Origin of the sequence: Actinosynnema sp. CA-299493, from assembly GCF_050946825.1 — a bacterium.
Lineage (GTDB): Bacteria > Actinomycetota > Actinomycetes > Mycobacteriales > Pseudonocardiaceae > Actinosynnema.
Genome location: NZ_CP191993.1, coordinates 498,554 through 521,750, shown reverse-complemented (window position 1 = coordinate 521,750; position 23,197 = coordinate 498,554). Strand labels below are relative to the sequence as shown.

Annotated in this window: 24 protein-coding genes; 5 read left to right on the top strand and 19 right to left on the bottom strand. The window is 72.9% G+C overall.

The features are described from left to right. Window positions 1–511 precede the first annotated feature (511 nt). Window positions 512–1,378: an ABC transporter substrate-binding protein gene (locus tag ACQPYE_RS02565; RefSeq protein ID WP_498718919.1), complete on the top strand. Its 867-nt coding sequence runs from the start codon at window positions 512–514 to the stop codon at window positions 1,376–1,378. Window positions 1,379–1,500: 122 nt separating this feature from the next. Here the strand turns inward: ACQPYE_RS02565 and ACQPYE_RS02560 are convergent, their stop codons facing one another. The 4 genes from ACQPYE_RS02560 to ACQPYE_RS02545 all read right to left on the bottom strand — a co-directional run bounded on the left by ACQPYE_RS02560 (window position 1,501) and on the right by ACQPYE_RS02545 (window position 4,718). Further along, window positions 1,501–2,475 (bottom strand): LppU/SCO3897 family protein, encoded by a 975-nt coding sequence (locus tag ACQPYE_RS02560; RefSeq protein WP_498718918.1) that lies wholly within the window; start codon window positions 2,473–2,475, stop codon window positions 1,501–1,503. 65 nt (window positions 2,476–2,540) lie between these two features. Further along, the gene (locus ACQPYE_RS02555) at window positions 2,541–3,008 is read right to left on the bottom strand and encodes an LppU/SCO3897 family protein (RefSeq protein WP_498718917.1); all 468 of its coding nucleotides are present in this window, start codon (window positions 3,006–3,008) and stop codon (window positions 2,541–2,543) included. Window positions 3,009–3,084: 76 nt separating this feature from the next. Further along, window positions 3,085–3,960: an LppU/SCO3897 family protein gene (locus ACQPYE_RS02550; protein ID WP_498718916.1), complete on the bottom strand. Its 876-nt coding sequence runs from the start codon at window positions 3,958–3,960 to the stop codon at window positions 3,085–3,087. Window positions 3,961–4,103: 143 nt separating this feature from the next. After that, the gene (locus ACQPYE_RS02545; RefSeq protein ID WP_498718915.1) at window positions 4,104–4,718 is read right to left on the bottom strand and encodes an LppU/SCO3897 family protein; all 615 of its coding nucleotides are present in this window, start codon (window positions 4,716–4,718) and stop codon (window positions 4,104–4,106) included. Between the two features lie 210 nt (window positions 4,719–4,928). Between ACQPYE_RS02545 and ACQPYE_RS02540 the strand changes: the two genes are divergently transcribed. The 4 genes from ACQPYE_RS02540 to ACQPYE_RS02525 all read left to right on the top strand — a co-directional run bounded on the left by ACQPYE_RS02540 (window position 4,929) and on the right by ACQPYE_RS02525 (window position 8,581). Continuing rightward, window positions 4,929–6,590: a DNA repair helicase XPB gene (locus ACQPYE_RS02540; protein ID WP_498718914.1), complete on the top strand. Its 1,662-nt coding sequence runs from the start codon at window positions 4,929–4,931 to the stop codon at window positions 6,588–6,590. Window positions 6,591–6,623: 33 nt separating this feature from the next. Continuing rightward, complete coding sequence (locus tag ACQPYE_RS02535) at window positions 6,624–6,773, top strand: hypothetical protein (protein ID WP_498718913.1); 150 nt, start codon at window positions 6,624–6,626, stop codon at window positions 6,771–6,773. A gap of 144 nt (window positions 6,774–6,917) precedes the next feature. After that, complete coding sequence (locus ACQPYE_RS02530; protein WP_498718912.1) at window positions 6,918–7,559, top strand: hypothetical protein; 642 nt, start codon at window positions 6,918–6,920, stop codon at window positions 7,557–7,559. Window positions 7,560–7,645: 86 nt separating this feature from the next. Beyond that, window positions 7,646–8,581, top strand: a complete 936-nt coding sequence (locus ACQPYE_RS02525; protein ID WP_498718911.1) for an o-succinylbenzoate synthase — start codon at window positions 7,646–7,648, stop codon at window positions 8,579–8,581. A 9-nt stretch (window positions 8,582–8,590) separates the two neighbouring features. Here ACQPYE_RS02525 and ACQPYE_RS02520 read toward each other — a convergent pair whose 3' ends face one another. The 15 genes from ACQPYE_RS02520 to ACQPYE_RS02450 form a co-directional block, all read right to left on the bottom strand. After that, window positions 8,591–9,496, bottom strand: a complete 906-nt coding sequence (locus ACQPYE_RS02520) for an RNA polymerase subunit sigma-70 (protein WP_498718910.1) — start codon at window positions 9,494–9,496, stop codon at window positions 8,591–8,593. Beyond that, window positions 9,493–10,380, bottom strand: a complete 888-nt coding sequence (locus ACQPYE_RS02515) for an alpha/beta hydrolase (RefSeq protein WP_498718909.1) — start codon at window positions 10,378–10,380, stop codon at window positions 9,493–9,495. Before ACQPYE_RS02515 ends, ACQPYE_RS02520 begins: the two co-directional genes overlap by 4 nt. Window positions 10,381–10,470: 90 nt before the next feature. Then, window positions 10,471–11,502 carry a serine hydrolase domain-containing protein gene (locus tag ACQPYE_RS02510; RefSeq protein WP_498718908.1) on the bottom strand — a complete coding sequence of 344 codons (1,032 nt, stop codon included), beginning with the start codon at window positions 11,500–11,502 and terminating at the stop codon, window positions 10,471–10,473. Next, window positions 11,499–12,404 (bottom strand): DUF6895 family protein, encoded by a 906-nt coding sequence (locus ACQPYE_RS02505; protein WP_498718907.1) that lies wholly within the window; start codon window positions 12,402–12,404, stop codon window positions 11,499–11,501. The genes ACQPYE_RS02510 and ACQPYE_RS02505 overlap by 4 nt, the downstream gene beginning before the upstream one ends. After that, window positions 12,401–13,093 (bottom strand): hypothetical protein, encoded by a 693-nt coding sequence (locus tag ACQPYE_RS02500; protein ID WP_498718906.1) that lies wholly within the window; start codon window positions 13,091–13,093, stop codon window positions 12,401–12,403. The genes ACQPYE_RS02505 and ACQPYE_RS02500 overlap by 4 nt, the downstream gene beginning before the upstream one ends. Before the next feature lie 42 nt (window positions 13,094–13,135). Next, on the bottom strand, window positions 13,136–13,324 hold the full coding sequence (locus tag ACQPYE_RS02495) for a hypothetical protein (RefSeq protein WP_498718905.1): 189 nt from the start codon (window positions 13,322–13,324) through the stop codon (window positions 13,136–13,138). A 218-nt stretch (window positions 13,325–13,542) separates the two neighbouring features. Beyond that, window positions 13,543–14,592, bottom strand: coding sequence for a CapA family protein (locus tag ACQPYE_RS02490; protein WP_498718904.1), 1,050 nt, complete (start codon window positions 14,590–14,592; stop codon window positions 13,543–13,545). A gap of 47 nt (window positions 14,593–14,639) precedes the next feature. After that, window positions 14,640–15,293, bottom strand: a complete 654-nt coding sequence (locus tag ACQPYE_RS02485) for an SRPBCC family protein (RefSeq protein ID WP_498718903.1) — start codon at window positions 15,291–15,293, stop codon at window positions 14,640–14,642. After that, a complete protein-coding gene (locus ACQPYE_RS02480) occupies window positions 15,290–16,144 on the bottom strand; it encodes an FAD binding domain-containing protein (protein WP_498718902.1) in 855 nt (284 codons plus the stop codon). Before ACQPYE_RS02480 ends, ACQPYE_RS02485 begins: the two co-directional genes overlap by 4 nt. After that, window positions 16,141–18,588 (bottom strand): xanthine dehydrogenase family protein molybdopterin-binding subunit, encoded by a 2,448-nt coding sequence (locus ACQPYE_RS02475; protein WP_498718901.1) that lies wholly within the window; start codon window positions 18,586–18,588, stop codon window positions 16,141–16,143. The genes ACQPYE_RS02480 and ACQPYE_RS02475 overlap by 4 nt, the downstream gene beginning before the upstream one ends. After that, entirely contained in the window at window positions 18,585–19,064 is a 480-nt protein-coding gene (locus ACQPYE_RS02470) for a (2Fe-2S)-binding protein (RefSeq protein ID WP_498718900.1), read from the bottom strand. Before ACQPYE_RS02470 ends, ACQPYE_RS02475 begins: the two co-directional genes overlap by 4 nt. A 71-nt stretch (window positions 19,065–19,135) precedes the next feature. Beyond that, the gene (locus tag ACQPYE_RS02465; RefSeq protein ID WP_498718899.1) at window positions 19,136–20,242 is read right to left on the bottom strand and encodes an XdhC family protein; all 1,107 of its coding nucleotides are present in this window, start codon (window positions 20,240–20,242) and stop codon (window positions 19,136–19,138) included. Beyond that, window positions 20,235–21,320, bottom strand: a complete 1,086-nt coding sequence (locus tag ACQPYE_RS02460; RefSeq protein WP_498718898.1) for a vWA domain-containing protein — start codon at window positions 21,318–21,320, stop codon at window positions 20,235–20,237. Before ACQPYE_RS02460 ends, ACQPYE_RS02465 begins: the two co-directional genes overlap by 8 nt. Further along, a complete protein-coding gene (locus ACQPYE_RS02455; RefSeq protein ID WP_498718897.1) occupies window positions 21,317–22,195 on the bottom strand; it encodes an AAA family ATPase in 879 nt (292 codons plus the stop codon). The genes ACQPYE_RS02460 and ACQPYE_RS02455 overlap by 4 nt, the downstream gene beginning before the upstream one ends. A gap of 38 nt (window positions 22,196–22,233) precedes the next feature. Then, window positions 22,234–23,139 (bottom strand): AraC family transcriptional regulator, encoded by a 906-nt coding sequence (locus ACQPYE_RS02450; RefSeq protein ID WP_498718896.1) that lies wholly within the window; start codon window positions 23,137–23,139, stop codon window positions 22,234–22,236. Between the last annotated feature and the right edge of the window lie 58 nt (window positions 23,140–23,197).

The following is a 23,197-nucleotide window of genomic DNA, read 5'->3' as shown; positions in this document are numbered from 1 at the left end:
TTCGGAGCGCGGTGTAATCCCCACGCCTGACTGGCTGGGACCTCTCTCTCGACGGGCCACCCTGGGCTTCCTCTTCCGGCAGCAGTGGTTCCGGCCTCTCCCCCGCGGACCGAAGCATGGACTCGAATTCGGGCCGAATTGCAGCACAGGAGCGGTGGTGCCGGCTAGTCACCCCCACCCCGCACGGGGACACGACGGTCTGCGACGACCTGTGCCACCAGCCGGGGAGCGTAGTGCTCGACCCCAGCCACAGGGAAGACTCCGGAAGCACTCACCGTATCGGAGCAGGGCTGTCGTTTCATACCTCTGGGTGGTTACCATCCCGGTCATCGACAAGTGCGTCGACAAATTCGTTGATCAAAAAGACCCCGCTCTCGAGGTCATCCCGGCGAGAGGTGCCATGCCTACCCCAGCGCGTGTTCTGCGACGTGCGGCAGCGTTGTTCGCTTGTGCCGCCACCTTGACGGCGTGCGGACTGATCCCCGGCACCGACGGGAACAGCCGCCCCGACGTGGAACGCAACACACTGCGCATCGGTGTGCTGCCGGTGGTGGACGTGGCGCCGCTGCGCCTGGCGTTCAACAACAAGCTGTTCGAGAAGGTCGGGCTGCAGGTGCAGCTGGTGCCGCTGAACAACGAGGTCGAGGGCATCAAGCAGCTCGACACCACGCTCGACCTGACCTGGGCGACGCACGTCACGCTGTTCCGCAGCTACGCCGAGCAGACCCCGCTCCAGCTTCAGGGCGAGGCGTACCAGGCGGGCGCGAACACGATGGCGCTGGTCACGCTCGACCCGGACTACGACAGCCCCGGCAAGCTGGTCAACCCGCGCATCGCCGTGCCCTCCACCGGCGACGTCGGCGCGCTGACCACGAAGGCCGTGCTCAAGACGGCGGGCGTGGAGAAGCAGCGGATCAGGCTGGCCGAGATGCCGTTCGAGCAGATGGTCACCGCGATGCAGGCCAAGCAGGTCGACGCGGCGTGGATGACCGAGCCGTACATCACCCAGGCCCAGGCGGGGGCCGGCGCGCGCATCCTCACCGACACCGCCGTCGGCCCGACCAAGGACTTCCCCATGTCCGGGTACGCGTCGAGCAAGAAGTTCGCCGACGGCAACCCGCGCACGCTGGCCCTGTTCCGGCAGGTCCTGCGGGACGCGCAGGAGGCGGCGTCGAACGACAAGCTGTCCGTGCAGAACGCCCTGACCGGCTACATGGACGTCGACCAGCAGACCGCGGCGCTGGTGTCGGTGGGCACGTTCCCGCTGTCGCTGAACCCGGTCCGGCTCCAGCGCGTCGCCGACATGATGGACACCGAAGAGGTGCTGCCGGAGCGGTTGGACGTCGGCGGGTTGTTGCCGCCTGGAACCACCAACTGACTCACCGTTAGCGAATCCCGTGCGCCAGGGGGCCTTCCCATTGCGGAAGGCCCCCATTTTTTTCGATTTCCGCGTCGGTTGGAACTCGATCCGGCGGCGACGGCATCTCGGTGCAGTCGTGATCAGGCTTCCGTCAAGCAGATCGTCGTAGCGGGCTGTGAGTAAACGGTCACGGTGTCGCCACTCTCGCACTCGTTCTCGTCCGCCTGACCCGACACGACCTTGCCCACCTTGTACGAAGCGCTCGAATCGCAGGTCACCTTGGTGGTTTTGGCCGCGACAATCGAGCTCTCCTCCTTGAAGCAGTCGCCCTCGGCCGCGTTGAGCATCAGGCACAGCTTGAAGCCGTCACTGCGCCGTCCGCCACTGTCGGAGTACTCGGCGTAGTCGCCGTCCGGGCAGGAGTCGGCGCTGCTGTCCAGGTTGGCGGCCACCTTGAAGGCCGCTTCCGGCGAGGAGCACTCGATCTTCTCGACGTCGGCGTCGGTCGCCGAGGCGGAGACGACCTTGATGCAGTCACCGGCCTCCGCGCCCGAGGGACCGGTGAGGCCGGCGATGATGCCCGCGACCACGATCCCCACGATGCCCAGCGCCACGACCGCGACCAGCGCCTTCGCACCGCGCGAGGTGCCCTTGGCGGGCGGGGGCGGGAACTGCTGCGGGTAACCCGGCTGGACCGGGTACCCGGCCTGACCGACCTGATCCGACCGGCCTGGCTGACCCGGGTGACCGGCCTGACCGAACTGGCCTGGGTACTGGCCCTGACCTGCGTACGGGGGCCGGCCGGGCTGCCCCTGCCCCTGGCCCGGGTACTGGGGCTGCGCGTACTGGGGCGGCTGGTCCTGGTAGCCGGGCATCGGCTGGTAGCCGGGGGCTTGCTGCTGGTGATCGGGGTTCTGCGGGTAGGCCGGCTGCGGGTAGGCCGGCTGCGGGTAGGCCGGCTGCGGGTAGGCCGGCTGCGGGTAGGCCGGCTGCTGGTACGGCTGCGTCGGGTCCGGCGGTGGGGCCGGGAAGCCCTGCGGCGACGACGGCGGTCCCCAGCCAGGCTGCTGGGGCGGTGGGAAGCCGTGGGGCGGCTGGTCGGGTGGCGTGGTCACCTGGCGTTCCTCTCGACGTACAACGAGCGGAACGTACCGTCGCGCGCCGCGCGGGCGCAGCGATTTCAGCCCTTGTCGGACACCGGGACCAGGCAGAACGTGACGACGGGCTCGACGTAGGTCAACTTCTGCCCGTTCGCGCACTCCACCGGCTCGCGGTCGATGCTCGCCACCCGGATCGCCTCGGCGGTCGTGCAGTCGACCCTCTTCATCCCCGCCTCGCGGTCGCCCTGGTAGCAGGACCCCTCCAGGAAGTTGGGGATCAGGCACAACGTGTCCGCGCGGGTGAAGATCGTGTACGGCGCGCCGCCCTTGGGGCACTGCGAGGCCTCGTCGACGACCTTGGCGACCCGCACGTTGGCGTCGGCGGCCCGGCAGTCCATCGGCCGGTACTTCGCGCCGCTCTCGACCTTCTCGATGTGCGCGCAGACCCCCGGCTCGGTGCCCGCGGGCCCGCTGGTGAGCAGGGAGAACGCGAACGCGCCCGCCACCACGACCGCGACCGCCCCGATGCCCAACCCGATCTTCCGCATGGAACAGGGCATCGGCACGGTCGCGTGCCGGGTTGAGCGGGTTCACCCGCCAGTGGTCAGGCCCCGGCGACGAACGTCACAGCTCCGCGGGCTCCAGGCAGTACGTGACGGGCGGCTCCGGGTAGGCCATGCCCGCGGCGTCGGCACAGGCCTCCAGGTCGCTGGAGCCCTCGATGACCTTGGTCACCTTGATGGTCTCGGGACCCTTGCAGTCGGACTTGACGAACCCGGTGCCCTCGTCGGGCCGGTAGCAGACGCCCTCGGCCATGTTGGGCAGCAGGCACAGCTTGTAGCCGTCGCCGACACCGCCGGCCGGGACGATCTCGGTGTAGAGGCCGTCCTCGGGGCAGGTGGCGTCGGTCGCGTCGAGGACCTTGCCCACCTTGTACGAGGCCTTGTCGGCGGAGCAGGCCAGGGTGTCGACCTCGGCCCGGTTGTCCGACTCGGCGGCCACGCTGACGCAGTCGCCGACCTCCGCGTTGGCGGGATCGCTGGTGAGGTGGCGCACGCCGTAGACGACGAGGCCGATCAGCAGCACGACCAGCACGCCGATGAGGACCTTCCGGCCGCCGCCGGACTTGCCGGTCCCGTTCGCCGCGGGTGCTCCGGAGGCGGGCTCGACGGAGGCCACGGGGTCCGCGGCGGGCGCGGGGCGCGCGCCGGGCACACCGGTCGGGCCGGCGGGCGTGGCGGGCTCGTTGCCGGCCACGGGGCGCTCCCGGACGCTCGCGCCGGGCTCGGGGGTGGTGTCGCCGGGTTCGGCGGAGCCCGCGCCCGAGCCGAGGCCGGACGACGCCGGGGTGGACAGCTCCCGCTCGTCGGCCGCCGCGGCGGCGTCCCGCGAGGCCGCGATGCGCGCGGCGTCGGCGGGTGGCACGTCCGGGCGCGCGGCGGGATCGCCCCCGGCCCCGGCCGGCACGTCGTCGACGGGTCGACTCGGCTCGTTGCTCATGATCATCCTCGCTGGACGGGTGCGCGTGACGCCACTGAAGGTAGCGCCACGCGCACCGCGACGTGGATCAGCCGCTCGCGGCCCGGCCGGCTCACCGGCGGAGTCCGCGGTCGCGACGTGGAGCGGTCGTCGCTCGTCCGCCCTTACTCGTTCGGCGCGAAGCAGAAGGTCGTCTTCGGCTCGGGGTACGTCAGCGGCGCGGCGTCGGTGCATGCGCTCTCGTCCGCGCTGCCCTTGACCAGCTTGACCAGCTTGAACGTGCCGGCCTGACCGCAGTCGACGGCCGGGTAGCCCATCTGCGTGGTGTTCTCGATGTCGTAGCAGCTGCCCTCGACCAGGTTCGGCACCAGGCACAGCTTCGAGTCGGGGCCGCGACGGGCGGTCTCGGTGTACTCGTCGTAGTACTCGCTGGGGCACTTCGCGGTGGTCGAGTCGAGCACCTGGCCGACGGTGTAGTTGGCCTCGGCCGAGCCGCAGTCCACGGCCTTGTAGTCCGGCTTGGTGTTGGTGCCGGTCAGGCTGGCGCAGTCACCGGCCTTGGACTGGGCCGCGTCGCTGGTGAAGTAGTTGATGCCGTACACGACCACAGCCGCCACCGCGATACCGATGATCGCGGTGAGGATGCGCGCGACGATGCCCTTCTTCTTCGGCGCCGGCGGAATCGGCTGGCCCTGCGGGGCGTTCTGGTACTGCGGGGCGCCCTGGTACTGCGGACCGTTCTGGTACTGCGGTGCGGACGCGGGCATGTCCGTGCTCATGTGGACCTTCGTTCATCCGGGAGGGCCCCAGTACGTCCGCGCGTAGGGTCGCGGTGGGGCGCAGGGAAGTTATCGGCTGCACCACATGGGCGTACGCGGTTTTACCGAACCGAGTCCGTAAGCGTTGGGTGCGCGTCCGCGTACTGTCCGCTTCCGACTTGCACGCGGTAGGCACACTTGAGGTACACCAAGCGACAGGAGCGCGCACCCGTGACCGACGGCCCGTTGATCGTCCAGTCGGACAAGACCCTGCTGCTGGAGGTCGAGCACCCCCTGTCGGACGACGCGCGCACCGCCATCGCGCCGTTCGCCGAACTCGAACGCGCGCCCGAGCACGTCCACACCTACCGCATCACGCCGCTGGCGCTGTGGAACGCGCGTGCCGCCGGTCACGACGCCGAGCAGGTGGTCGACGCGCTGGTCCGGTTCTCCCGCTACCCCGTGCCGCAGCCGTTGCTGGTGGACGTGGTCGACACGATGGGCCGGTTCGGCCGGCTCCAGCTCGCCAACCACCCCGTGCACGGCCTGGTGCTGAACTCGCTCGACCGCGCCGTGCTGGAGGAGGTGCTCCGGCACAAGAAGGTCAAGCCGATGCTGGGCGCGCGCGTCGACGACGACACGGTGATCGTGCACCCGAGCGAACGCGGCCGGCTCAAGCAGCTGCTGCTCAAGATCGGCTGGCCGGCGGAGGACCTGGCCGGGTACGTCGACGGCGAGGCCCACCCGATCGACCTGGTCGAGGACGGCTGGGAGCTGCGCGACTACCAGCGGCGGGCCGCGCAGGCGTTCTGGGCGGGCGGCTCGGGCGTGGTCGTGCTGCCGTGCGGCGCGGGCAAGACGCTGGTGGGCGCGGCGGCGATGGCCGAGGCGGGCGCGACCACGTTGATCCTGGTCACGAACACCGTGGCCGGCCGGCAGTGGAAGCGCGAGCTGATCGCGCGGACCACGTTGACCGAGGAGGAGATCGGCGAGTACTCCGGTGAGCGCAAGGAGATCCGGCCGGTCACGATCGCGACCTACCAGGTGATCACCCGCAAGTCGAAGGGCGAGTACAAGCACCTGGAGCTGTTCGACTCGCGGGACTGGGGCCTGATCGTCTACGACGAGGTGCACCTGCTGCCCGCGCCGGTGTTCCGGATGACGGCCGACCTCCAGTCACGCCGCCGGCTCGGCCTGACCGCGACGCTGGTGCGCGAGGACGGCCAGGAGGGCGACGTGTTCTCGCTGATCGGCCCGAAGCGGTACGACGTGCCGTGGCGGGACATCGAGGCGCAGGGCTGGATCGCGCCCGCCGAGTGCGTCGAGGTGCGGGTGACGCTGACCGACCACGAGCGGCTGGAGTACGCCACGGCCGAGCCGGAGGAGCGCTACAAGCTGTGCTCCACGGCCCGGACGAAGCTGCCGGTGGTGAAGGCGATCCTGGCGCGGCACCCCGACGAGCCGACGCTGGTGATCGGGGCCTACCTGGACCAGCTGGAGTCGCTGGGCGAGGCGCTGGACGCGCCGATCATCCAGGGTTCGACGAAGAACAAGGAGCGCGAGGCCCTGTTCGACCGGTTCCGGCGGGGCGAGCTGCGGACGTTGGTGGTGTCGAAGGTGGCGAACTTCTCCATCGACCTGCCCGAGGCGTCGGTGGCCGTGCAGGTGTCGGGGACGTTCGGGTCGCGGCAGGAGGAGGCGCAGCGACTCGGCCGGTTGTTGCGGCCCAAGGGCGACGGGCGGCAGGCGCACTTCTACTCGGTCGTGTCGCGGGACACGTTGGACACCGACTACGCGGCGCACCGGCAGCGGTTCCTGGCGGAGCAGGGCTACGCGTACAAGATCGTGGACGCGGACGACCTGCTCGGCCCCAAGCTGCCCGAGGTCGGCTGAGCCGGCCGCCCCGTCCGCGTCGACTGCCCGGAGGTGGTCGAGCGCTCGCTGGAGTGCTCGACCACCTCCGTCAACCCCGCCTCGGCCTCGATCGAGCAGCGCTCCTCGACCCCGGACCCGCGAGTGGCGGAGCGGTCGGCAGACTTCCCCTGGTGGATCGAGCGGACTATGAAGGACCTGTGATCGCGATGAAGTCCCCGTGGCGCAAGTCGTCCTACAGCGAATCGATGAGCGGAGCCCGGTGTCGACGTTCAGCCGGCGGGGCGTTCGCGGCGTTCCTCGCGGCTCGCTGACGTGACCCGAGTGGCGCCGTTACCCCGCTGGTGGATGTGGCGGCCCGAGGCCGACCTCGCCGCGATCCGCCGTGCCGCGAAGCGGAAGCGGCGGTGGGCGCGGGTGACCGAGTGGGACGTCGTGATGGCCGCCGGAGCACGCGATGTCGTGCACTGCGACCAGTTCACCGATCCCGTCCAACGCCGCCGCGCCGGCCGCCTGTGCGCCCACTTCGACGCCATGCGCGACCTCGACCCCCGCCGCGTCACCCGGGTGGAACTGCTGCTGTGGCGGGCGTTGCTGGCGTTGCGGGACAGCCAACCCATGCGGGAGTCGCTGTCCCGGACCGAGAACCGCCCCGGCCTGGCCGCCGCGATCGCCGAGCCGACCCGCGAACTGGCCGAACTGGACCGCCGCGTCGACCAGTTCGAGTCGGCGTTGCGGATCGTCGTGGAGGAGTCGGACCCGGAGCTGACGCGCAGCGCCCTGCGCCGGGTCGCCGCCCTGGACCCGCTCCACTGGTCACCCGACGCGCCGGGCCGCCCGCACGCCGAGCACGATCGCGCCGATGGCGAGCACGGCCCCGATGAGCTGGAGACCTGGCGAGTCGTCGGCTCCTCCGGCCACGAAGGCGGCGAGGCCGAGGACGAGGAGCAGGGCGGGGAGCAGGTACTTCATGGAGCCTCCCGAGCTTGATCACATCGAATACCACTCAAAACCTATCGAATTTCGATAAGCGTAGCGGGCGTCCGACCCGACGCGGCATCGCCTAAGGTCGCGTGGTGCTGGTCTACTCGATCCCGATGCGCAACCGGTTCCGCGGCATCACGGTGCGTGAAGGCGTGCTGCTGGAAGGGGCCGCCGGGTGGGGTGAGTTCTGCGCGTTCCTCGACTACTCCGACGACGAGTGCGCGCCCTGGCTGGCGTGCGCGCTGGAGGCGGCCGAGCAGGGGTGGCCCGCGCCGGTCCGCGACCGGATCCCGGTCAACTGCACGGTTCCCGTCGTCTCCCCGGAACGCGCGCACGACATCGTCGCCCGCTCCGGCTGCGCCACGGCGAAGGTGAAGGTGGCCGATCCGGGCACGCCGCTCGCCGACGACCTGGCGCGCGTGGAGGCGGTGCGGGACGCGCTCGGGCCGTCCGGGGCGATCCGGGTGGACGCGAACATGGCGTGGGACGTGGACACGGCCGTGCACGCGATCCGCGAGCTGGAACGGGCGGCGCGCGGCCTGGAGTACGTCGAGCAGCCGTGCCGGTCGATCGAGGAGTTGGCGGCGGTGCGGCGGCGGGTCGACGTGCGGATCGCGGCGGACGAGTCGATCCGGCGCGCGGAGGACCCGTTGAAGGTGGCGGTGGCCGGTGCGGCGGACGTGGCGGTGATCAAGGTCGCGCCGTTGGGCGGTGTGCGGCGGGCGTTGGCGGTGGCGCAGGCGTGCGGGTTGCCGTGCGTGGTGTCGTCGGCGGTGGAGACGTCGGTCGGGATGGCGGCCGGCCTCGCCCTGGCCGCCGCGCTCCCGGACCTCGACTTCGCGTGCGGCCTCGGCACGCTGCCCCTGCTGGACGGTGACGTCACCACCGACTCGCTGGTCCCGGTGGACGGCCTGCTGCCCGTGCCCCGGCACGCCCCGGGACCCGACCGCTTCGCCGAGTTCGCCGCCGACGACGCGACGACCTCCCGGTGGCTGGCCCGCCTGGACCGCGTCCGCGCCGCGCGCTGACCGAGGCGATCAGGTCCGGCGGAGACCGGGCTCCACGAGCGCCGGTGCCACGAGCGCCGGGTCCGGGAACACCGTGAGGCGGGCGATGCCGGTCCCGGTGGCGGTGAGGACGGCCATGCCCCACGGCTCGCCCTGGTGGTGGACGAAGACGGCCGGGTGGTTGTTGGCCGTGGTCGGGGTCATCCGCCAGTCACCCGGCGAGCCGATGACGGTGCCGAGGAACGCCAGGCAGGTGGCGCGGCCGTCGAACCACGTCGGCGAGCCGACCACCTCCAGGGCCGCGTCCGCGCGCAGTGCGCGTTCCAGCGCCGACAGGTCCGAGTTCTCGAAACCCGCGACGTACTCCGACAGCAGTGCCCGCGCCCGCGGTGACGTCGGCTCGACCACGTCGTCGGCGGTGGGGGCGACCTGTGCCAGGGTGGCCCGCGCGCGTTGCAGGGCGCTCTTCACCGACGCCACCGTCACCTCCAGCATCGACGCCACCTCGGCGGCCGGGACGTCCAGCACCTCGCGCAGGATCAGCACGGCCCGCTGCCGCGGCGGCAGGTGCTGGAGGCCCGCGATCAGGGCCAGGCGCAGGTCGTGGCGGGAGGTGACGACGGCGGCCGGGTCGTCGGACTCCGGCGTGACCAGCGCGTCCGGCATCGGTTCCAACCACTCCTCGCCCGGCTCGAACGTCGAGGGCAGGACGCGGCGACGGCGGCCCTTCAGGGCGTTCAGGCAGGCGTTGGTGGCGATCCGGTACAGCCACACCCGCACCGACGACCGCCCCTCGAAGCCGTCGAACGACCGCCACGCCCGCAGGTACGTCTCCTGCACCAGGTCCTCGGCCTCGTGCCGCGACCCGAGCATCCGGTAGCAGTGCGCCAGCAACTCCCGCCGGAACGGCTCGGTCTCCCGCTCGAACGACGTCACGCCCACCCCAACCTCGGCCGTGCCCACGACGCGAGCCGGGCGATCGCGTCGTCGGCCTCCGGCGCCCGCCCGGCGGCCATCTGGAACGTGTGCACCTGCTCCTCGAACACGTCGAACCGCACCTCCACCCCCGCGTGCTCGGCCCGTTCGACCAGCATCCGGCTGTCGTCGACCAGTGTCTCGTGCCCACCGACCTGCACGTACAGCGGCGCGAGGCCGGTCAGGTCGGCGTGCAGGGGGTTGGCGAGCGGGTCGCGGCGGTCGCCGCCGGGCCCGAGGAAGGCGTCCACCAACCCGTCCACGAAGTCGCGGTAGAAGTAGCCGTCGGTCAGCGCGTTGGTCCGGAACGTCTCCCCGCGCACCTCCAGGTCGACCCACGGCGAGATCGCCATCGCGGCGGCGGGCGGCGGCAGGCCGCGCGCACGGGCGTCGAGCTGCGTGGTCACCGCCAGGGCTCCACCCGCCGAATCGCCGACGAACGCGATCCGCGCCGCGGCGAACGTCCCCAGCAGCCACCGGTAGACCCCGGTGGCCCGCTCCACCTGCGCCGGGTGCGCGTGGCCCGGCGCGAACGGGTACTCGAACAGCAGCGCCCGCGCCCCCACGGCCTTGGCCAGGTGCCCGTACATCTTGCGGTGCGTGTAGATCGACCCGGCCACGTACCCGCCGCCGTGCATGCACAGCAGCGCGCGATCGGTCGCCGCGCCGTGCGGCAGCAGCCACATCGCGGGCGTGCCGGGCCCGCTGGTCTCGACGTAGTCGACACCGCGCGGCTCGGCGGTGAGGTCGCCCCAGCTCTCCGGGTCCATCGGCCGCCCGTTGAGCCGGTCCACCGTCCACCGCTCGTACATCGCGCGCACCGCCGCCGACTGCCTGCTCGCCATCGTCCCCGCCCTCGTGATCGTGGTGTCGGGGGTGCAGACCGGCGGGCGGGGCCGGAGGAATCGGTCGGGCGCTCGTCCCGGGTGTCGAACTCAGGGGGCCTGGAGGTTCGACACGAGGGGCCTGGGGGTTCGACTCGCGGGGCGGTCGGTCAGCGACCAGGCGGCTTCGTAGGCGCGTTGCACGAAAGAGCTGCCCGCGGTCGGGCCGGCGTTGGCCAGGGCCACGAACGCGGTGCCGGCGCCGGGGCTGAACGCGGCGAACGCCGTGCAGCCGCGGGTGGCGCCGGAGTGGAACAGCAGATCGTGACCCTCTCTGCGGCGCAGGTTCCAGACCAGGCACACCTCGTGGTCACCGGCCGACGCACGCGGTCGGACGACCTCGGTGAGGGCCGGTCCCAGCGGTCCGGCGGACGGGGTCAGGTGGGCGGTCAGGTAGCGCAGCAGGTCGTGCGCCGACGAGCGCAGGGCGCCGGCGGCGGGCAGGCCGGGTATCTCCCACGGCGGCCGGGGACGTCCGCGCAGGTGCCCGGTGACCTGCGCGGACGGGGAGCAGTCGGTGTCGTCCAGGTGCAGCGGGCGCAGCACGCGTTCGGCCAGCAGCTCGGGGTAGGGCAGGCCGGCCGCGCGGGCCAGCGCCTCGCCCAGCAGCGCGCCGCCGAGGTTCGAGTAGCGGTACCGGCCGGGCGACCGGGAACGGGTGCGGCGCAGGGAGGCCGCGAAGTCGTCGGCGTCGAAGTCGCGGTAGGGGTTCGTGCGCCAGTGCGGCACCGCCCGCCGCCACCAGCCGGGCGGCAGCCGCGGCAGGCCGGACGTGTGGGTGGCCAGGCGCTCCAGCGTGACGTCGCGGCCGAGGTGCGGCGCCGCGCCCACCGGCAGGTGCCGCCGGACGGGATCGGCCGGGTCCACCTCGCCCCGGTCGGCCATCTCGGCGAGCAGCAGGCCGGTGAACGTCTTGGTCAGCGAGCCCAGCTCGAACCGGGTGTGCCTGGTGACGGGGCGCGGATCGACTCGCCCGGTCGTGCCGCCGACGAAGACCGCCTCCCGATCGCCCTGGCGGAGCGCGACCGCGACACCCGTGGCGCCGGGCGCGGCGGCCGGCAGGTGCGCGACCAGGTCCCTCATGTGCTCCCGCCGAGCAGCCGGGACATGGCCAACGTGCCCGCGATGGTGGCTACCACGGCGGTGTGCCGGTGGTCGTAGAACCGCTGCCGCGGGTCGTCCACGACGGTTTCGGTGTCGCGCGGCAGCAACCCGTCGGGGTGCTGGGCCTTCGCGAACAGCTCCCACTCCCCCAGGTCGCACCGGGGCTCGGGCAGGCACGCGCCCACGATCAGCAGCTCGCCGAGCAGGTCCCACTGCCCCGCCTCCGCCCACACGTCGGCCCACACCGGGAGCCAGTTCTCCAGGTACTCGACGACGTCGGGCGGCAGCTCGCCCGGCATCGCGGCCCAGTCGGTGACGTGGAAGACGGTGTGCGTCATGTAGTAGGCGGTGTACCAGTCCAGGGACCAGGGCTGCGGCGCGCGGCCCAGCCACGTCTGCCGCAGCATGGCCGGGAAGTCGTCGTCGCGGCGCATGCCCAGCACGCGGTGCGCGTTGGCGACGGCCAGCCTGCGGTTGGGCAGCACCTCGGTCATGGAGTCCTCGGCCGAGCACTGCTCCAGGGTCCGCTCCAGCGCCGGGTGCCGCAGTCCGCTGCGGGCGTGGTGGACGTAGGTCTCCAACGGGTCGGTGAGCAGGGCGTACCGGAGTTGGCGCTCGTAGAGCAGGTCGCCGTCGCGCAGCTGCTTCCACGAGAAGTCCGCCAGCTCGCGCGCGGCCCGCTGCTCGGTCGTGCCGGCCACGCCCTCGCGCAGCACCAGCGACGACGCCAGCCCCAGCTCGCACAGCGGCTTGTAGGCGCCCTCGGGGTCGTTGAGGTCGGCGGTGGAGTCGTCCTCGAACCCGCCCAGCTCGCAATTGGCGTGCAACCAGCCGAGGGCGCCCGCCGTGACGTCGTGCGCGATGTGGACGACGGTGGTCACGCCGCACCCACCAGGTGGCGGGCGACGGCCAGGTTCAGCAGTCGGCGCGGCTCCGCGTCGACCCGCAGGCCCACGTGGTCGACCAGCACCACCGGGTCCACCGGCAGGTCGACGCCCTTGGCGTGCAGCAGGGCCACCCACCGGGTCAGCCGGCACGCGGTGGTGAAGTCGCGGCGCAGCACGGTCCGCAGCACGCCCCGGCACAGCGCCAACGGCTGGGCCGCGACCGCGTCCACCACGGGACCGGTCGCGCCGGGGTGCGCCAACGACGAGAGCTGCGACACCGCGACCGACCAGCGCGCCCACTCCGCCACCGGGCCCAGGACGCCGACCGGGTCGTCGGGCGTCGCGACGGCCCGGTCGCCGGTGAGGCCGGCCAGCAGCCGGGCGGTGGACCAGTCGTGCCAGGCCATCACCCGCTGCTCCGGCGCGACCGCGTCGGTGACCGGCGGGAACACCTCGAAGGACGCGGTGACGACCTCGACGTCCTGGGCGTCCAGCGGGCGGTTCAGCACCACGTGCGGCAGGAAGACGTCCGCACCCACCAACCGGACCGCGCCGAGCCCGGCGGTCGGGTCGGCGCACGAGTCCAGGAAGTCGGCCAGACCCACTCCGCCGCTTCCCCTCAGTGCGCCGAGCACCCGACCGGCCAGGTCCGCGGCGTCACGTGCGCAGGACGACGCGTCCACGAAGCCCTCCCGTCCTCTCTCGTCGCGTCTTCCGGCCGCGGACTACTTGCGCGGTTCCTTCGGGGTCGCGGGCGAGAGCAGCGCGGCCAGGCCGAGCAGGAGGATGGCGGCGGCGTTCGGCGCGGGCAGCGGCGGGTCGGGCAGAGCGGACTCCGGCTCGGCCACCAGCGTGCCGAGCAGCTCGACATCCGCCGGCGCGGCGACCGTCCGGGTCCGGGTGTGAACAGACATTGGAGCCTCCCTCCACAGTGGGCGTCACGACGTTCGTCGTAGTGGCTGCCCGTGAATGTCCTGCCCTTCGAGTGGAGCACAGCTCGACGCGCCCGTCAGGTCCCGGACGCCGTTCCCCACCGGTAACACCTGTCCGGGTGACAAGTGGTTTTGTCTTGTCCCCCAATGGTTTCGGAGAGCTACGACTCTGGGCACACGGTCGGGCGAGGGCGACCGGGTCAGGGGTGGGCGATGGTCGAGCCCAGGCTGCGCACGACGCCGTCCGTGCGGGCGAGGGCCTCGGCGCGGCGGGGGTTGGGCGGGACGCGGGTCAGGTCGACGACGCGGATCGGGGGGCCGAACTCGATCAGGGTCGGGAGGTAGGACGCCTCCTGGACCGCCCAGCCGGACGGGCCCTTCACGAACTTGAAGCGGGTGACGATGCCTTCCTCGGTGATGCCGCGCGGCTCGGAGTGGCGGGCCACCTCGTTGCCCATGCCGTAGACGACCCACTTGCCGCCGATCTGCTCGATCGGCTGCACGGCGTGCACGTGCGTGCCGATGATCAGGTCCACCGCCGGGTCGGCGAGGACGGCCCGGGCCACCTCCCGCTGCTGCGGCGTCGCCTCGTGCCGGTACTCGTCGCCCCAGTGCAGGCTCGCCACCACGACCTCCGCGCCGGCCGCCTTCGCCGCGCGCGCCGCCGCCAGCACGCCCTCGGTGGAGAGCTGGTTCGCCATCCACGGCTGCGGCAGCGGGATGCCGTTGAACCCGTACGTGAACGCGATGTGCCCGACCTTCACCCCGCCCACGTCCAGCAGCAACGGGGTCGCGGACTCCTCCGGCGAGCGGAACGAGCCGGTGTGCTCCAAGCCGGCCGCGTCCAGCGCGTCCAACGTCGTCCTGATCGCCGGCGCGCCGCGGTCGAGGGTGTGGTTGGACGAGGTGGAGCAGCTGTCGTAGCCGATCTCCTTCAACGCCGACGCGACCTCGGGCGGCGCGCTGAACGCCGGGTAGCCGTAGGTCGGCGCGCCTGGCGCGGACAGCGGCGTCTCCAGGTGGCAGATCGACACGTCGGCGTCGATCGCCTCGCGCAGCCCCTCCAGCAGCGGCACGAAGTCGCGCGCGCCGTCGGCGTCGGCCTGCTCGGTCAGCGCCGGGTGGATCAGGATGTCGCCACCGGCGGCCAGGGTGAACGACGGCGGCTCGGGGACCACCGACGACGTGGTCGACGCCGGGGCGCGCGCGGTCGTGATCACCACCGGCGACCCGGTGCACGCCGCGAGCACGCAGAGGCAGGCGACCAGCCCGAGGACCGGTCGCCCGCCGCGCGCGTTCAGCGGTGCCGCCCGCGGAGCCCGCGCACCAGCAGCGCCACCGCCAGCAGCCCGGCCAGGACCGGCAGCACCCGTTTGAGCACGGGCACGCCCGCCGTGCCGACCAGGTCGATCGGCTCGTCCGGCACGACGCGCAGGTGCGGCTTGGCGGCGGTCTCCGTGGCAGTCACCTCCTCAGCTTCCGCCGGCGCGAGCCGCGTCGCCAGGCATTCCGCGAACTCGCCGATGATCCGGCCGCTGACCTCGCTGATCAGACCTCGGCCGAGCTGGGCCGGCCGGCCGGTGACGGCCAGCTCCGTGACCACCGACACCTCGGTGGCCGACGTGCCGGACGTGCCTGAGGGGCCCGACGTGCCGGACGTCAACGCCACCGACACGGACGCGGACGCCGTGCCGTTGCCCCTGGTGTCCTTGCCGGACGCCTTCAGCACGGCCGCGTGCACCCGTTCGTCCACGGACGTGAACTCGCCGGTCCCCTTGTACAGGAGCGTGACGGGCCCGAGCTTGACCTTGACCGTCCCGGTGAACCTCTGCCCGTCGACCCCGGTGAGGGTGGCGCCCGGCATGCACGGCGCCACCCTCTCCGGGTCGAGCAGCGCCGCCCACACCTCCGGCACGGGCGCGGGGACGGTGAACCGGTGTTCGAGCTTCATGCGCTCACCGCGGCCGCCACCGCCCGCTCGGTGAGCACGCGGGCCAGGTGGGACCGGTACTCGGCGTCGGCGTTGCCGTCGGTCGGCGGGTCGGCCCCCTCGGCGGCACGGGTGGCCGCCGACGTGATCACCTCGGCCGTCGCGGGCTGCCCGACCAGCGCCTCCTCCACGCCCCGGGCCCGCACGGGGGTCGGCCCCATGTTGGTCAGGCCGACCCGCGCGCCGGTGATCCGGCCCTCGGACACCCGCACCGCGGCGGCCACGCCCACGATCGACCACGCCTGCGCGACGCGGTTGAACTTCTCGTAGCGCGCGCCCCAGCCGGTCAGCTTGGGCACCTTCACGTGGGTGAGCAGTTCGTCCGGCGCGAGCGCGGTGGTGAAGTAGTCGACGAAGAACTCCGCCGCCGGCACCTCCCGCGTGCCGTCCGGCCCGACGCACACCATCACCGCGTCCAGCGCCAACGCGGGCGCGAGCAGGTCGCCGGCCGGGTCGGCGTGGGCCAGCGAGCCGCCGAACGTGCCCCGGTGCCGCACCTGCGGGTCGGCGACGGTGTCCGTGGCCAGCCGCAGCAGCCCCGCGTGCTCGCGCACCAGCGGGTCGCGCTGCACCTCGTGGTGCGTGGTCATGGCCCCGATGCGCAGCGAGTCCCCGTCGTCGTGCACGCCGGTCAGCTCGGTCAGCCCGGACAGGTCGACCACCACGGTCGGCACGGCCAGCCGCATCCGCAGCACCGGGATGAGGCTCTGCCCGCCGGCCATCACCTTGGCGTCCTCGCCGCCGGCGGTCAGGGCGCGCACCGCCTCGTCCACCGTGGCGGGCGCGACGTAGTCGAACGCGGCCGGGATCACCGCGCACCTCCCCGGTCGTCGGCGGACCGCGAGTCGAGGGAGCCGAGGCCGCCGCCCGCGCCCGGGGTGGCCGGCACGCCGCCACCTCGTCCGTTGATCGCCTTCCACACCCGCATCGGGGTGCACGGCATCTCCACCTCGGTGACGCCCATGTGCCGCAGGGCGTCGACGACCGAGTTGACCACGGCGGGCGTGGACGCGATCGTGCCCGCCTCGCCGACGCCCTTCACGCCCAGCGGGTTGCCGGTCGCGGGCGTCTCGGTGCGGTCGGTGGTGAAGTGCGGCAGGTCGACCGCGGACGGCAGCAGGTAGTCGGCGAGGGTGGCGGTGGTGAGCGTGCCGCCCTCGTCGTGCACGGCCTCCTCGTACAGGGCCTGCGCGATGCCCTGGGCCAGGCCGCCGTGCACCTGGCCCTCCACGATCATCGGGTTGACCACCTTGCCGACGTCGTCCACGCACACGTACGAGCGGATCTTCACCGCGCCGGTCAGCGTGTCGACCTCGGTCGCGCACAGGTGCGTGCCGTGCGGGTAGGAGAAGTCGTCCGGGTCGAACGTGGCCTCGGCGTCGAGCCCGGGTTCCACGCCGTCGGGCAGGTTGTGGGCGACGTGCGCGGCCACCACCACGTCACCGAGGGCCATGGTCGTGGACGTGCCGCGCACGGAGAACGTGCCGGCGGTGAACTCGACGTCGTCCTCGGCGACCTCCATCAGGTGCGCGGCGACCGTGCGCGCCTTGGCCAGCACCTTGTCCGCGGCCAGCACCACGGCCACGCCGCCGACGGCCAGCGACCGCGAGCCGTAGCTGTCCATGCCGCGGTGCGAGACGCGCGTGTCGCCGTGCAGCACCTCGACGTCCTCGAACGGCACGCCGAGCCGGTCGGCCACGATCTGGCTCCACGCCGTCACGTGGCCCTGGCCGTGCGGCGAGGTGCCGGTGATCAGCTCGACCTTGCCGGTGGGCAGCATCCGCAGGGCCGCGTGCTCCCAGCCGCCCGCCGCGTACCGCAGCGCGCCGAGCACGCGTGACGGCGCGAGCCCGCACATCTCGGTGTAGGTGGAGATGCCGATGCCCAGCTGCACCGGGTCGCCGTCGGCGCGGCGCCGGGCCTGCTCGGCGCGCAGCGCGTCGTACCCGAACAGCTCCTTGGCGCGGGCGGTGGCGGCCTCGTAGTTCCCCGAGTCGTAGGTCAGGCCCGCGACCGTGGTGAACGGGAACTCCTCGTGCCTGATCCAGTTCTGCTCGCGCAGCTCCAGCGGGTCGACGCCCAGCTCGGCGGCCAGCTCGTCCATGATCCGCTCGATGGCGAACGTGGCCTCGGGGCGTCCCGCGCCGCGGTACGCGTCCGTCGGCACCTTGGTCGTGAACACGTTCGTGCAGGTGAACCGGTAGGCCGGGAACTTGTAGATGGCGTTGAACATGAACGCGCCCAGGATCGGCACGCCCGAGGTGATCAGCCGCAGGTAGGCGCCCATGTCGGCGAGCAGGTCCACCTTCAGGCCGGTGACCGTGCCGTCGCGACGCGCCGAGATCGTGATGCGCTGCAACTGGTCGCGGCCGTGGTGGCCGGACAGCATCGACTCGGTGCGCGACTCGGTCCACTTGACCGGCTTGCCGAGGCGGCGCGCGACCAGCAGGGTCAGCACCTCCTCCGGCGTGACCTGGAGCTTGCCGCCGAAGCCGCCGCCGACGTCCGGCGCGATGACCCGGATCTGCTGCTCCGGGATGTCGAGCACGACCGACAGCATCCACCGCAGGATGTGCGGCACCTGCGTGGACGACCACATCGTCACCGAGCCGGGCGCCGGGTCGACCACGACCGAGCGCGGCTCCATGAACGCCGGGATCAGCCGCTGCTGGCGGAACGTGCGCTCGACGACCACCTCGGCGTCGGCGATGGCCTGGTCGACGTCGGACCCGGTGCCCGCCTCGGCCGAGTCGAACACCCAGGTGGCGCTCTTGTTGGTGCCCAGGTCGGGGTGGACGAGGTCGGCGCCGTCCGCGACCGCCCGCTCCAGGTCGAGCACGACCGGCAGGTCCTCGTAGTCGACGTCGATCACGGACAGCGCGTCGTGCGCCTCGGCCGCGCTGCGGGCCACCACCAGGGCGACGGCCTCGCCGGCGAAGTTCACCCGGTCGACGGCGAGCGACGGTGCGGGCGGTGCGAGCATGTCCTCGGTGATCGGCCACGCGCACGGCAGGCTGCCCTGCTCGTCGGCCAGGTCCCGACCGGTGAGCGCGACCAGCACCCCGGGCATCTTCACGGCCTCGGTGACGTCGATCGAGGTGATCCGGGCGTGCGCCGCGGGACTGCGCAGCAACGCCATGTGCAGCATGCCGGTGAGCTGCATGTTGTCGGTCCACCGGGTCGCGCCGGTGATCAGCCGGGCGTCCTCCTTGCGCCTTCGGGCTTTGCCGATTTCGGGTTCGGCGGTGGCGGTCACGCGGCACCCCCGGCGGCGGTGGTCCGGCTCGCCGCGTCGCGCACGGCGCGGACGATGTTCTGGTAGCCGGTGCAGCGGCAGAGGTTGCCCTCCAGGCCGTGCCGCACCTCGTCCTCGTCGGGGTCGGGGTTCTCCTCGATCAGGTCGATGGTCTGCATGATCATGCCCGGGGTGCAGAAGCCGCACTGCAACGCGTGGTTCTCGTGGAACGCCCGCTGCACGGGGTGCAGCTCGCCGTCGCGGGCCAGTCCCTCGATCGTGGTGACCTCCCGGCCGTTGGCCTGCACCGCGAGGACGGCGCAGGACTTCACGCTCCGCCCGTCGAGGTGGACCGTGCACGCGCCGCAGTTGCTGGTGTCGCACCCCACGACCGTGCCGGTCTTGCCGAGCCGTTCGCGCAGGTGGTGGACCAGCAAGGTGCGTGGTTCCACCTCGTCGCGATAGGCCACGCCGTCGACGGTGACCGTGATCCGCATGAAGCCTCCAGGAGTGGCGGTGATGGCGATCACACCGAGACTGCTCTTGGTCGTCCGGTCGGACAACCCCCTCACTTGTGGATGGAGCCGTCCGCACGGGCCAGTCGCCCGCCTCCCCCGCCCCAGCGCAGCGCGATGATCTCCGCGGCGATCGACACCGCCGTCTCCTCGGGCGTGCGGGCGCCCAGGTCGAGGCCGATCGGGGACGCGAGCGCGGCCAGTTCGCCCTCGGTCAGGCCCGCCTCGCGCAGCCGGCGCAGCCGGTCGTCGTGCGTGCGGCGGGAGCCCATCGCGCCGACGTAGCCGAGCTTGAGGCGCAGCGCGACCTCCAGCAGCGGCACGTCGAACTTCGGGTCGTGGGTGAGCACGGCGACCACCGTGCGCCCGTCCAGCTGCCCGGCGTCGGCCTGCGCGGCGAGGTAGCGGTGCGGCCAGTCGACGACCACCTCGTCGGCGTCGGGGAACCGGCTCTTCGTGGCGAACACCGGGCGCGCGTCGCACACCGTGACGCGGTAGCCGAGGAACGCGCCCACCCTGGCCACGGCGGCGGCGAAGTCGATCGCGCCGAACACCAGCATCCGGGGCGGCGGCTCGAAGGAGTTCACGAACACCGTCATGCCCTCGCCGCGCCGCTGCCCGTCCGGCCCGTAGTGCAGGGTGCCGCTGCGGCCGGCGGCGAGCAGGCCGCGGGCGTCGTCGGTGACGGCGTCCCTCGTCCTGGCCGAGGGGATGTCGCCGGTGGCGCGGTCGGGCCGGACGACCAGCCGCCGACCCACCCACTCCGGGTGCTCCACGACCGTGGCGATGGCCACCGGCTCCCGCGCCCGCACCGCCTCCAGGACCTCGGGCAGCTCGGGGAAGGTGTGCCGGTTGACCGCCTCGACGTAGACGTCGATGATCCCGCCGCAGGTCAGACCCACCGCGAACGCGTCGTCGTCGGTCACGCCGTACCGCTGGAGGACCGGCTGGTCGTGCCGCACCACCTCCTGGGCCAGCTCGTAGACCGCGCCTTCCACGCAGCCGCCGGAGACGCTGCCGACGACGGCGCCGTCCGCGCCGACCAGCATCGCGGCGCCGGGTGGACGCGGGGCGGAGCTGAACGTGGCGACCACCGTGCCGACGCCGACCGTCTCCCCCCGGTCGACGCGGTCGGCCAGTTCGACGAGGACATCACGCAAGTCGGACCTCCTCCAGCAGGGCGTGCAGGGTGTCGAGGCTGTGCCCGGCGAGCAGCCGGTCCAGGTGCGGCAGGGCGGCGACGATGCCGGACTGCACCGGCCGGTACCCGTCGTGGCCGGCGTGCGGGTTGACCCACACGACCTTGTGCGCGAGCCGGGCGAGCCGTCGCGCCTGCTCCGCGAGCAGGGCCGGGTCGCCGCGTTCCCAGCCGTCCGAGCAGATGACGACGACGGCGCGCCGGGCGGCTCCGCGTTGACCCCAGCGGTCGAGGAAGACCTTGAGCGTCTCGCCGAGCCGGGTGCCGCCCTCGAAGTCGGGCACGGCGCGGGCGGCGGCCCGAAGTGCGTGCTCCGGGTCGCGGTGGCGCAGTTGGCGGGTGACGCGGGTCAGGCGGGTGCCGAGCGTGCAGACCTCGACCGGCATGTGGCGGGCGACGACGTGCGCGAAGCGCAGCAGCGCGTCGGCGTAGGGCTTCATCGAGCCGGAGACGTCGATCAGCAGCACGACCTTGCGGGGGCGGGTGGCGCGGCGGCGGTGGCGGGGCCGGGTCGGCTCGCCGGTGGCCAGCAGGTCCCTGAGGGTGCGGCGGGGGTCGATCGCGCCTCGCCGTGCCGGTGTCCGGCGCAGCGCGCGCCGCGTCGGCGGCACCGGCTTGAGGGCCGCCAGCAACTCGTCCAGGTGCCGCTTCTCCGCAGGACCGAGCTCCGCGATGTCCCTGCGCCGCAGCACTTCCACGTCACTGGCCGCGACCTTCGTCGCGGACGCCACCCGATCGCGCTCCACCGCGCCGCCACCGAGCGCGGCCAGGTGACTGGTCTGCCGCGCGCGCCTGCCCGGCGGCACGGGCGCCACCCCACCGAACCAGGCCGCGAACGCCGCGTCGTACCGGGGCAGGTCGTCGGGCTCACCGCACAACGTCACCCGACCCGCCCAGTACACGTCCTCGCGCCGTGCGACGTCGAGGTGGCCGACCGCCGCGACGAACGCGTGCACCCTCTCGGGCCCGCACGCCACCCCGCCGTGCCGCAGCGCGCGGGCGAACCCCACGAGCCCGATCGACGCCCCGGCTCCCGTCATCCCCCGATTGTGCTCCCGGCCACGGCACCGAGGACACCGGCGGAAAGGGCGCGTCGGGTGTCTTCCCGGTACTTGAGGACGGCACCGAGCGTGATCGCCGCCGCTTCCGCGTCCAGTTCGGTCCGGCCCAGGGTGAGCAGGGCTTCCGCCCAGTCCAGGGACTCGGCGACGCCCGGTGGTTTGAGCAGGTCCAGTTCGCGCAACCGCCGCACGGCGGACGCCACCTGGTGCGCGAGGCGTTCGGTGACGGCCGGCAGCCGGCGCCGGAGGATGGCGACCTCGCGGGCCAGGTCGGGGTGTTCCAGCCAGTGGTAGAGGCAGCGGCGCTTGAGGGCGTCGTGCACCTCCCGGGTGCGGTTGGACGTGAGGACGACCAGCGGCGGGGTCTCGGCGGTGACGCGGCCCAGTTCGGGGATCGTCACCGAGTTCTCGCCGAGCACTTCGAGCAGGAACGCCTCGAACTCGTCGTCGGCCCGGTCCACCTCGTCCACGAGCAGGACGCACGGCGCGTCCTCCAGGGCTTGCAGCAACGGGCGGGCGAGGAGGAAGCGGCGGGTGTAGAGGGAGGCCTCGGCCTGCTCGGCGTCGACGGGTCCGGCGGCTTCGAGGGCGCGCAGGTGCAGGAGCTGGCGGGGGAAGTCCCAGTCGTAGAGGGCCTGGGTGGCGTCGATGCCCTCGTGGCACTGGAGCCGGATCAGCGGCAGGTCGAGGGCTCGGGCGAGCGCGACGGCCAGGGACGTCTTGCCGGTGCCCGGCTCGCCCTCGCAGAACAGCGGCCGGTGCATGCGCAGCGCCAGGAAGGCGGCGGTCGCGATGCCCCGGTCGGGCAGGTAGCCGACGCGGTCCAGGTCGGCGGCGAGCTCGTCTGGCGTCACGGTGCCAGTCTGCCGCCGCGCCGCGGACGGCGGCTCGATCACCCCGGAACTCGGTCGCGCGAGCCCGAGCGCCGGTAGCGGCCCGGTGCCGTGCCGTGCGCCCGCTTGAACGCGGCGGCGAAGGCGAACTCCGAGGTGTAGCCGACCTGTCCGGCGATCCGCGACAGGGGCGCGTCGGTGTCCCTGAGCAGGCGCGCGGCGGTGGTCATCCGCCACCACGTCAGGTAGGTCAGCGGTGGTCGGCCCACCAGGGCGGTGAAGCGCTTGGCGAACGGCGCGCGGGACAGGCCGGCGGTCGCGGCGAGTGCCGCCACCGTCCACGGGTGCGCGGGGTCGCGGTGGATGTGGTGCAACGCGGTGGCGGTGACGGGGTCGTTGAGCGCGGCGGCCCACCCGGTGACCTCCGCGGAGCCGCTGAACCAGGTGCGCAGCAGGTAGAGCAGGAGCGCGTCGAGCAGGGCCGGGACGAGGGCGTCCGAGCCGAGGCGCGGGTGGTCGAGCTCGCCGGCCAGGAGGGTGGCGGCGGCGTGCGGCTCCGGACCGGAGACGAGCACGGTGTCCGGCAGGTCGCGCAGCAGCGGGTGGACGTCCGCCAGCTCGTACGCGCCGCACAGCGTGACGGTGGTCGGGTGCGCGGGCACGGGGTGGTCGGCGGCGAAGTCCGGGTCGTTCGGGTCGCACGCCTCGCCGGCCGGCGGGGTGGTCGGGCCGGACGCGAGCGCGTGCCCCCGGCCGTCGGGCAGGAACACGACGTCACCCGCGCGCAGCTCGACCGGCTCGGCGTGGTCGCGCAGGAGCCAGCACGTGCCCTCCAGCACCACCTGGAACCCGGACGCACCCGGCACCGGCGCGAACCGCTGCCCCCACGGCTCCTCCCACGCCACCCGCGCGACGACCGGCCGGCCGGTGCGCATCACCGCGATCACGTCACTGAGCACGTCCACGAAGACGATTAAACATGTATGCGGGATCTGAGAGCATGGATCGTCTCTCCTGCGGTGC

Coding starts and splice junctions, on each gene's coding strand:
- ACQPYE_RS02555 (WP_498718917.1), bottom strand. CDS start 3,008: ATGCGGAAGATCGGGTTGGGCATCGGGGCGGTCGCGGTCGTGGTGGCG.
- ACQPYE_RS02550 (WP_498718916.1), bottom strand. CDS start 3,960: ATGAGCAACGAGCCGAGTCGACCCGTCGACGACGTGCCGGCCGGGGCC.
- ACQPYE_RS02545 (WP_498718915.1), bottom strand. CDS start 4,718: ATGAGCACGGACATGCCCGCGTCCGCACCGCAGTACCAGAACGGTCCG.
- ACQPYE_RS02530 (WP_498718912.1), top strand. CDS start 6,918: ATGTGGCGGCCCGAGGCCGACCTCGCCGCGATCCGCCGTGCCGCGAAG.
- ACQPYE_RS02515 (WP_498718909.1), bottom strand. CDS start 10,380: ATGGCGAGCAGGCAGTCGGCGGCGGTGCGCGCGATGTACGAGCGGTGG.
- ACQPYE_RS02510 (WP_498718908.1), bottom strand. CDS start 11,502: ATGAGGGACCTGGTCGCGCACCTGCCGGCCGCCGCGCCCGGCGCCACG.
- ACQPYE_RS02495 (WP_498718905.1), bottom strand. CDS start 13,324: ATGTCTGTTCACACCCGGACCCGGACGGTCGCCGCGCCGGCGGATGTC.
- ACQPYE_RS02485 (WP_498718903.1), bottom strand. CDS start 15,293: ATGAAGCTCGAACACCGGTTCACCGTCCCCGCGCCCGTGCCGGAGGTG.
- ACQPYE_RS02470 (WP_498718900.1), bottom strand. CDS start 19,064: ATGCGGATCACGGTCACCGTCGACGGCGTGGCCTATCGCGACGAGGTG.
- ACQPYE_RS02460 (WP_498718898.1), bottom strand. CDS start 21,320: ATGACGGGAGCCGGGGCGTCGATCGGGCTCGTGGGGTTCGCCCGCGCG.